The following is an 8,992-nucleotide window of genomic DNA, read 5'->3' as shown; positions in this document are numbered from 1 at the left end:
GCAATGTTTCTGACAGATTATGCAAAGTTATTTTAAAAAAGAATGCTGGTGTCTTAATCCTCTCTAATCGAGGCAATGTTTCTGACTCAAAGGCTGCTGACGAAATAATCTGTGAATGCGTAGTCTTAATCCTCTCTAATCGAGGCAATGTTTCTGACTCTGGGTACCTGGAACCTTTGTCCGCAGCGGCGTTTCAAAGCCTTTTTGCCGGACCTGCCCCGTTTTCGGGGTTTGGAAAAAAATTTCACATTTGAATCCATGCTGTTTTTGATACAACACTTTGATTTTAAAAACAATATAAAAATGCCGGACTTCCTTGACTTGATCAGGACTTGTTTTCCCTTGTTTTGCCCGGGCAAACGCAAGTTGTCAAAGAGCAGCCAGGCATTAAAAGGTCACTGGCTGGTACGCAGCTTCAGTCCCCAGAAGATAGTCGGCAAAACTGCGGACCTGGGTCTGGATGGTTCTGCGAAATGAAGCGGGGCCGCGCATCAGCTCCTCATAGGAGATAATAAATGTTTTATAAAGGCGGGGCTTCATTTCGACGGGCCGCAGTGCGGCCATCTCCTTTTCATCCGCGTAGGTTGTCACCGGGGCGTCCCGGTAATGGAAATCATCCGGGCGGACCATCTTTCGATTCAGCAGGTTCAGCACAAACCGGTCGCCGATCAGACACCGATACTCCTCAACCAGATCACAGGCCAGCGAGGGCCGGCCATATGCAATTTCATGCAGGCTTCCCATATAAGGATCCAGCCCGCAACTTTTTATTGCGGATATCACCTCATTTGTCAACAGGGTGTAAACAAAGGAGAGCAGTGCATTGACCGGGTCCTTAGGCGGGCGCCGGTTTCGGTTGGGAAAATGAAAGTCGTTGTTTCGGATCAGCAGGTTGAACACGCTGAAATAGATCCGGGCGCCAGCCCCTTCCACACCCCGGACAGCATCGGGGGTATCGGCCCGGTCCAGGGTGGCGGACAACGACTTTAAACCCGCAGCGGCTGCTCCAATGCGCGGCTCTTTGTAGTCCCGCCCCCGCCGGGCCAGAAACCAGGCCATGTTGGCAAGCTTGCCCGCCACAATGCCTTTCATAACCGTCAGCTTGAACGCCGGATTTTCCAGTTTGATGTACTGGGCTTTGCGCAGGGCCACATGCTTGTGTTCATCAATCATCAGCCTGGCCCTGAACCGTCCCGTGGGCGTCAAAAATACGGTTTCCACCCGGTTGTGGATTAAAAAATCCATAACCGGCCCGCTCAAAGAGATATTGCCGGTTAAAACCAGTTTTTCCAGATCCTTTGCCGGCAGACTCTCCAGAAGATGTCCCTTTTTGACGATATCAAGGCTGGTGCCGTTTTTTTTCAGAAATGTGCCTTGCTCTACCACATACATGGTTTCCATGCCCTGGCTCCTGTCTCAGGTTAAAAACGTTTCCAGCTGGACAATGGCGGTTTTCATATTTTCAACCGCATCTGTCAGGTTCTCAATTTTTTCACTTTTCACGCTGCGGTCTGTAGCCAGTCCGGCCCATGATTTCAGATGGATCAAGGGATGCAGATAGCCTGCGACATCTGGTTCAATCCGGCAATAATCCCGGTCATAACCGGTCAACGAGTGGAGCCTGCGGCAACCCAGAGGGGAGCCTTTGACCCGGCTGAGTTTATAATCCACCAGGTGGGGATTGTAGTCCCGGGTCGTGGAGAAAAGATAATGGAGTAATGTCTTGCCGGCAGGCAGGAACCCCAGGGTCTGGTATAAAATTTTTTCTTCCCGGACCCCGATACTGCGATGCTCCCGCAGCATGGCGGTCAGGCGGCCAATGGCCGGACACTTGCGTTCCAGCTCAAACAGATCCGGGTATTTTTTGTTCAATACCGTCATTTCAGGGTGCGGAATCAGTTTGGCGGCCCGGGTGGTTTGCATGCCGTCCGCCAGCCTGGCCGGATCAGACCGGGAAACGGTGTTGAGGAACCTGAGCTGGGCATCCACATCCTTTTTGGGACAGTCGGTAAAAAAAGAGCGGCTGCCGCTTTGCCGGTGAATGCCCAGGGGCAGTTTGATCAGGTTGCCCAGGCCTTTGCCGGACAGATGGTCCTGTTTGGGAAATACCTCAAGGTTAAAACAGGACAGATCCTTTGCCAACGCGTCGCAAATACCTGTCAGGGCCTGGCGGATTTGTGCGGCCGGGACCGGCGATGCCATGAAAAACCAGAAATGGTATCCTTTTCCCCCGCTGAATTCAATCACGGGAGACAGCCCGAATTCAGCGGCCCCTTCGTTAATTCGCGCTGCCATGTATGCCCGGTCTTTGCGGATGCGGGTCCGGCTCCGGGCAAGATCCCGTCCAGCGGCACCGCGCAGCCCGGAAACCAGATCTGCATCAATCACAGCGCACTTGACCCTGGCATCCGTGTTCATCAGATAAAATCCATAGGTTCTGGTGCCTTTAAAATGGTCTTCCATATCCTCGCAGGTAACCGGCCGCCGCACCGGCACATATCCGCTGGTGTTTTTTTGCCGGTCTGCCCACTGCCTGGCAAACAGATCGGTCCGGGAGAAGAACAGGTCCATGAACCCTTTGACCCGCTGCTGTCTTTCATGCATCTGCGCAAAGGGGGCGGCCCAGGCATCCAGGCCTGGATCTGATTCCCCAGTCCCGGACGCCTCTGCTGCCGTCCCCTTGACCGGGTTGTCAGGGCGCAGCCGGGAAAATACCTTATCCCGGCCCAGATGCACAGATGCCCGCTGGCACAGGGCGGCCAGATCCTTTCTGCGGTCCAGGATATCCAGAAGTTCGAGCCAGGCCTGCCATGGGGCGTCAAAGGCCGGGTTCTGCGCCGTTAAGTATTTATATATTTCCAATGCCGTATCCACGCAGCCCGCGATCTGGGCGATGCGGGCCCACTGCATGGCCTGGTCCGGATCAAGCCGACCCCAGATTTCCTGTTTGACAAGCACCCGCCGGCATTTGGGCAGGGCGCTTTCTTCAAGCACCGCCTGTTCCAGCCGCTGCAGTAAAAGTGTGTAATCGGTGAGGCCCTGCCCGGCTGATAACTGCCGGTCAGACACTGTTTTCCGTGCGTGTGACTGTTGTTTCATGGTATTTATTCCCACAGGTTAATCCGACGATGGCTGCCGGATCATGGCCCGGAGCTGATCCAGTTTCGGGTAGTAATGCCCTGCACTTTTCTCCAGTTGAATCAGCAGCTGATCGGCCTTGGGCCTGTCTCCGGCGTTAAACGTACAAAGAGACTGCCAGAAAAGGCCTTCCAGGTACGGATTCCCAAAGTTGTTTGTGAAAAATTCACAGGCCCGGGCTGCATGGGCGGCTGCTGCATCATAATTTTTCAGGTGGTATTCAATTTTTGACAGCCGGATCAGGCACTTATGCCTGGAACGGGCATCCTTTTCCGCCACCCGGGTCAGAATCTGTCTGGCCTGATCAAACCGCCCGGCATTGCACAGCACATCCGCCTCGGTCCAGCGATAATAGGGTCTGCGAAATTTTTCAGGCACCTGATCAATGGTTTCCAGGGCTTTATCCGTCTGCCCCAGGGCCAGGCAGGTCCGGGCCAGCAGCTCATTGATAAAATCATTGGGCTGGCCTTTGCTGTTGCTTTGCAGGGCAAACATCAAAGCGCTTCTGGCGTCATCAAAGCGGTTCAGATGAAAATGCACCTTGCCCAGGGCGAAATATTTGAACGCCAGGCTGATATGGTTGGTCGGCTCATCCTGTTTCAGGCAAAGGGAGATCCGGTCCAGGGCTTTGCCGCTGTCTCCGGTTAAAAGCAGCAGACTGGCGCTGCGGTACAGGGATTTAATATAGTTCTTTTTTTCCTGGTGCCGCTGTTCCCGTTCCTGGTCTGTTAAGCCTTCCCAGTTGGCGCAGGCCTGTTCAAATTTTGCCAGTCCGGGCTTGGGTTTGTTTTCAATCTGGGCGAACAGCATGCCTTCCCGGTAAAAATTAGTCACTGTGTCGGGCCGCAGCTCCTGGGCTTTCTGGAAATATTCATGGGCCAACCCGATCCGGTCCGCCTTTGCCTTGCCGGCCAGAAATACTTTTTTATTTTTAGCGGTCCATAAACTGTTATAGGCCGTATATGCCAGGGATGCACAGGCCATGAAGTGATCCGGTTCCGCCGTCACGCAGATTGTCAACTCCTGGATGGCCTGGTCAAACCGGCCCGCCTGGCCCAGAGCAAAGGCGACTTTTAGGCGCACCGGGCGATCCATGTCTGCGGCGACCAGATCCGGCAGTTTTTCGTCCACGGGATGGTACAGACTTAACAGATCATCCCAGCGATTGTTTTTGGATAATTCGTCAATGTCTGACAAAACCTGGTTTCTGGATTTTTTGATGTACTGCCCCGTTTGAACCCCGAACAGAGCCTGGTCTGAAAATTCTAGCAGATCCTTTTGTCCCAACGGATTATCTGTCGGCTGTGTCTGACGGCGCAGGTCCTGTTTTTCTGGACCCGGGGCAGGGGCAATGATTCGTGCTGCGGACTGAAGCGTTACCATGGTGGTCTCCTTTTAAGAAAGTCTGGGGTATCTTAAAATTTCTATACGGAGACGAATGCGAATTTTTAAAAAATTAAAAAGGTTCTGTTTAGAAATAAAGATAGTTATACATAGGAAAACGGGAATACGGTGTCATGATTTTCCCTGACATAGGCCAGGACCTGACAAAAGGAACGTCCCTTAAGAAAAGAAAAGTGATCCGGATTCAGTTGCCCGGCGGCATGTCTGATCCGGTTTTCATATTCAGGCAGCGTGGAAACAAGTTCCCGGGCCAGCACCCGGTCCGGCATAAATGCCAGGGGCTTGAGCGCCATAACTTCAATGGTGGGGACTGAATCCTTGCAAAAACAGATATCCACACTTTTTTCCAGCAGGCTGACCGCAGTTTTCCTGTCCTTTTGCCCCAGCGCCATGCGGCCCAGATTGAAAAAGACCAACTGCCAGGGATGAGTTTGCCCGGATGTTGCTGACACCAGGGAGACCAGGGGATGGTAAAAGGATTGCGCATATCCGGGATCAGCATTAACCAGAAACCGGCAGATGGAAGAGATCTGAAACGCTGAAAAAGAATCAAGTCTGTCAGGCACAAGGCAAAGATCGTCAATCTCCAGACAGGCTTTAAGACTGGATGCGGCACCGTCCCTGTCCCCTGCCTGCAGCCGGGCCGCAGTCAGGTAATCATACTGGCGCATCCAGTCATTTTTCAGTTCCAGGGAAATGTTTTCACCCAGGGCCTGCCTAGCATCTAAAGACATTGTTTCGGTTTGATTGATCAGAGCCGGACCGCAGAACGCCCAGTTCTGGACCAGGGTACCGTAGAGCCGGCCAAGGGTCTGGTCGATCAGGCAGCCTGATTCCTTCATGACAGTATGCCGCTTTTCCAGCAAATCAATGAAAACAGTCAACTCCCGGGGCAGATTCATACTGAATTCAAACCGGTTGTGGACACTGACCAGAAGGGTATTGAAAAACTCGGCAACAAGGTCGGCATCCATGGACATGACCGGTTCAGTCAGTTTTTTCCCCTGTTCGGCCCACTTTTCTGCCTGCCTGATCCGGCCCAGGTGGTTGGCAAGGGCCAGATTTGAGGTGCACCAGGTCAGCGCAGCCATGGGCCAGGATTCAGAAACAGTGGCCGGTGCCAGTTCAGCAATGGCTGTGGCCGTTTCATGCAATGAATAATCCCGGGTCATTGAAAAAAAAATGTGGGCAAACCGGCTGAACCGGTTCAGATCCTTGAAAATCCCCTTTAAAAGAGACCGGACAGCAGATGCCTGATGAGTGAGCCACTCTTTAGGAAACCGGTCCATTTTACGGATAAAGTCATCCGGGTGTTTCAGGGCTTTTGAGAAATCATCCAGCAGATCAGCTGTCTGCTCTGAATAAAGACAGGCAATCATCCAGGCTTCATCAAAGCCGGCCACCCCGTAAAGCCGCAGGGTCTTTGGCTGGTTTCCCGGCTTTAGGCCTGCCGGATAAATCATACACTTAAATGAATAGTCCTCTGCTGCCTTGATTTTTTGATCCAGTTCCCCCACCGGCGTTACAGGGCCTGACCGATCTAAACACCCTGTTGCAATCACGTTTTTCGAAACTTTTTGGCTGTGAACAAGGTTTTTAAACCCCAGTCCAAAGGCCAGGCCGGCGGAACCGCCGTTAAACCGAAGGGACTGTCCGGGCAGGGCCACGGGGAAAAGAACCAGCTGCCGATCCCTTAAAGCCGTGGACTGCCGGCGAACCAGGTGTTCCGCCTGCTGTGCGCTGTCAAGAAATCGTTTGTCCATAAGGGGATGCGCCCATTGGGGGATGAGCAGCTGTTTTTCCGTGGAAGCAATGCAACCGACTGTAAACCAGGCAATTTCTGCTGTGCCGCACCGGGCCAGAAGAACAGGCACTTTTTTCCAGCAGCCCTGGGCCAGAACACCAGGTGCCACCTCTTGCACCGGGGAGAAAGAAAGATGGCAGTTCAGGAATTCTTTAACCCAGTCCGGTGCCGAAGGCGTTGTCAGAACCTGGGACCAGAGCGTTAAAAACAGGAGCCGTTTAATATCGGGATTATGGATTTTGGAAACAATCCGCCCAAAGGTATGGTGAAACCCGTTTGAATCCGGACCGTGCCAGAAATCAACCGCAATCTGCAACAAGGGCGACAGGAAAAGGCGATGGTCTTCCCCCCAGGAAAGGTATTGTTCAAGCTCCTGGATCGTAATCCTTCCCATGGCCCTCCACTATCCCGCCTGACGGACAATCACCAGGACCAGCTCCTCGCCTGGTGCAAGGGGGCGGTTAAACTCTGCCATAAACAGACTGCCCTGGGGATTAAAACTGCATTTGCAGGCCGTGGTGAGTTGCCGGTTCTGCCGGTCTTTAATAAAACATCTGAATTCCGCCCGGGACAGATCCAGGTTCCCGGCCTCAATCACGGCGCCCACGGAATAAGGTTCCGGCGGTTTAACTTCATGCCTGATCCGGCATTGAACCGGCGCAATATCCAGAAGACCGTCCCGGTCAAATGAATAATATCCTGCTGTAAAGGTTTTGACATCGTCATCTGCCGCACTCATGGACAGGGCATGGGAAGGAAATCTAAGGGCTGCCAGACACGCATCCTTGCTTTTGGGGACCCAGTCCCAGTCAATACCGGCAATCTTTTTTCTGATCCGGGCCATCATAGATTCAAGGGTGCCGGGAATCGACACCGCCTGGGCCTGGGCCAACCGCATCGGAACCGCCATGGATGCAAAAGTATATCCGGTTTCCACTTCGATCTCACGAAAAAATATCCTTGGATCATTCTCTTTCAAAGGAATGGAGCCCAAGGCCCAGGGGGGCAGAAACTGCTGATCTTTATCCATTTTCAGAACAGCATCCACCACTTCGGGCGAAACAGTTCCCGAACACTGCCCCAGAAAGGAGGGTTCCAGGGAATAGATGTTCCAGGTTTCAATAAACAGCTGTGATATCCCGTGCATCATGTTCCGGGGGAGGATCAGATCTCCGGGGCCGGCCAAAGCCACGTCCGGCCAGACCTGGGCAGCCAGAACCATGGTGCCGTCAACGGACAGAATCAGCACCTCCGGCGGCGTATAAAAACAGTTGTTCCGCCAGCACCCAAGACCCTCATCCAGGTGCCGGATCTGACCTGAAGCCGCAGGCAGGGTCTTTCCGGAAACAGGGAAATCCGATTCAAGCTGTTGTGAAAAAATCTCCCATGCCTCAATGTCATCTTTTAAAAAGCTGGTGCAAAAAGGACAGATCCTGTTATGTGCCGCCACCTGGTCAACATGCGCTAAAGACTGTTTTATTTTTAACGGCGGACAGGTTCTCAGCTGCCTGGCCAATGCCAGGGCCTGTTTTCTGGTATGCATAATGGATCCTTTTTACTCTTTTTCCTGGAGGGCATTCCAGGTGTCCAGGGTTGTACACAACTCAAAGCGAAAAAAGTCCAGGTCTTCTGCATCTATCATATCATGGGCGCTTTTATCCGGTGACACCCAGTCCAGCGGGCTTAAAAACGACTGAAGTTTATGAATCATTTTCTTTCGCGGATAGTCCATATTGGATTTCTTTCCCATAAGTTTTGATACGGCGTCATGGGTGAGATTTTTGCAAAAGAAATAAAAGAACAGGCGTTTTTCCTTGTCGTTTAAAAAATTAAAACATTTTTGCGCCCACACGGACAGGGTGCGTTTTTTTGAATCGTCAAAGGGGCCGGACCCAGGGCAGGTATCTATAATACCGGGGAGTTCATCGTTATCCCCGCCGCCTGACCCGGATACCACCCGCTGCTGTATATCAACGCTGCGGCCCAGCCAGTTGATAAAGTCATTAATGGAAATACTGATATCCTCCACTCCGGCACACTCTGCGGCAGATGCCCAGAAATACCCGGCGGCTTTTAAAATATTTTCCTTTTTATTCAGTTCGGTAAACTCAAGGGGCAGATCTGAAGGGTAAACAATATCCATCAAATCATCTGTTGTGACGGCGGACGGCAACGGGTTGGGGGTGCGGCTGTAATAATTTTTCCGGGAATCTTCCTGGTTTTTGTTAAATTGGTCTGATTTTCTCAGGACACCCTGGACATGCCGGTAAAACAGCCGCCAGGTGTCCTTTTGAATATCCTTGTTTTCCCCACTTCTTGACAGCTCAATGAGCTGGCGGAGCAAAACCTGCCTGACCCGGATGATACCAAGGGGTTTTCGTCCCATAAGTTCAGCCAGCATGGACCTGTCTTTAAGCAGAACCACCAGACATTCCTGCCTCAATTCCTCCTGGAACTCATCCGACGTCATCAGCATTGGATTCATTCCCCTTAGAAACAACATTCTTTTTTGCATGGTTTTACTCGATGATCCAGTTTTTAAAAATTGACATGGAACGTAGCTACCAGTTATTATCCCCATGTTAACAGAATGCTTTATATTTTAATGATGGGGAGGATTGATAATTCCCCCAAGGTTTTAGATTC

General features: G+C 52.0%; 7 protein-coding genes. 1 reads left to right on the top strand and 6 read right to left on the bottom strand.

Annotated features, from left to right (window positions below; translation table 11 throughout):
- A partial coding sequence (locus AB7U36_RS12745; protein WP_428160145.1) for a hypothetical protein occupies positions 1-254 on the top strand: 254 nt, incomplete at its 5' end.
- 133 nt (positions 255-387) lie between these two features.
- Here AB7U36_RS12745 and cas1 read toward each other — a convergent pair.
- The 6 genes from cas1 to AB7U36_RS12715 form a co-directional block, all read right to left on the bottom strand.
- On the bottom strand, positions 388-1,401 hold the full coding sequence (gene cas1, locus AB7U36_RS12740) for a CRISPR-associated endonuclease Cas1 (protein WP_428160144.1): 1,014 nt from the start codon (positions 1,399-1,401) through the stop codon (positions 388-390).
- Between the two features lie 15 nt (positions 1,402-1,416).
- Positions 1,417-3,099, bottom strand: a complete 1,683-nt coding sequence (locus tag AB7U36_RS12735; protein ID WP_428160143.1) for a CRISPR-associated primase-polymerase type A1 — start codon at positions 3,097-3,099, stop codon at positions 1,417-1,419.
- A gap of 18 nt (positions 3,100-3,117) precedes the next feature.
- A complete protein-coding gene (locus AB7U36_RS12730; RefSeq protein WP_428160142.1) occupies positions 3,118-4,521 on the bottom strand; it encodes a tetratricopeptide repeat protein in 1,404 nt (467 codons plus the stop codon).
- 104 nt (positions 4,522-4,625) lie between these two features.
- A complete protein-coding gene (locus AB7U36_RS12725; protein WP_428160141.1) occupies positions 4,626-6,740 on the bottom strand; it encodes a S16 family serine protease in 2,115 nt (704 codons plus the stop codon).
- A gap of 9 nt (positions 6,741-6,749) precedes the next feature.
- Positions 6,750-7,889: a hypothetical protein gene (locus AB7U36_RS12720; RefSeq protein ID WP_428160140.1), complete on the bottom strand. Its 1,140-nt coding sequence runs from the start codon at positions 7,887-7,889 to the stop codon at positions 6,750-6,752.
- A gap of 12 nt (positions 7,890-7,901) precedes the next feature.
- A complete protein-coding gene (locus AB7U36_RS12715; protein ID WP_428160139.1) occupies positions 7,902-8,822 on the bottom strand; it encodes a hypothetical protein in 921 nt (306 codons plus the stop codon).
- Positions 8,823-8,992: the final 170 nt, after the last annotated feature.

This window comes from Desulfobacter sp. (assembly GCF_050177295.1).
This window is presented reverse-complemented; position numbering and strand designations above follow the sequence as displayed.

Bases quoted from the DNA above. Each gene is read 5' to 3' on its own strand.
- cas1 (WP_428160144.1), bottom strand. From the start codon at position 1,401: ATGGAAACCATGTATGTGGTAGAGCAAGGCACATTTCTGAAAAAAAAC.
- AB7U36_RS12735 (WP_428160143.1), bottom strand. From the start codon at position 3,099: ATGAAACAACAGTCACACGCACGGAAAACAGTGTCTGACCGGCAGTTA.
- AB7U36_RS12730 (WP_428160142.1), bottom strand. From the start codon at position 4,521: ATGGTAACGCTTCAGTCCGCAGCACGAATCATTGCCCCTGCCCCGGGT.
- AB7U36_RS12725 (WP_428160141.1), bottom strand. From the start codon at position 6,740: ATGGGAAGGATTACGATCCAGGAGCTTGAACAATACCTTTCCTGGGGG.
- AB7U36_RS12720 (WP_428160140.1), bottom strand. From the start codon at position 7,889: ATGCATACCAGAAAACAGGCCCTGGCATTGGCCAGGCAGCTGAGAACC.
- AB7U36_RS12715 (WP_428160139.1), bottom strand. From the start codon at position 8,822: ATGCTGATGACGTCGGATGAGTTCCAGGAGGAATTGAGGCAGGAATGT.